Source organism: Tritonibacter sp. SIMBA_163, from assembly GCF_046535935.1.
GTDB lineage: Bacteria > Pseudomonadota > Alphaproteobacteria > Rhodobacterales > Rhodobacteraceae > Epibacterium > Epibacterium scottomollicae.
The window spans coordinates 1-258 of the sequence record NZ_JAWJBP010000753.1 but is presented as its reverse complement, the minus strand read 5'-3'; the positions used below and the strand labels follow the sequence as shown (position 1 = coordinate 258).

The 258-nt window shown below is 48.4% G+C and carries 1 protein-coding gene; it reads left to right on the top strand.

What is annotated here, in order from left to right; genetic code table 11:
- Window positions 1-258: CRISPR-associated endonuclease Cas1 (locus R0J92_RS24335; protein WP_411053573.1), on the top strand; the 258-nt coding region annotated here is incomplete at both ends.

The following is a 258-nucleotide window of genomic DNA, read 5'->3' as shown; positions in this document are numbered from 1 at the left end:
CTTTGATGAACCCTTAGCAGATGATTTAACCCTACAACAAATCAGAGGTTTGGAGGGGGTACGAGTCAGAACCACCTATGCCCAGTGGAGTCAAAAAACGGGCGTAGAGTGGAACGGTCGCTCCTACAAGCCAGATAGTTGGTTTACTGCCGATCCCATTAATCGGGCATTATCTTCCGCTAACAGTTATCTCTATGCCGTCTGTCAAGCAGCGCTCACAGCAGTGGGCTATTCTCCTGCTTTGGGGTTTATTCATAC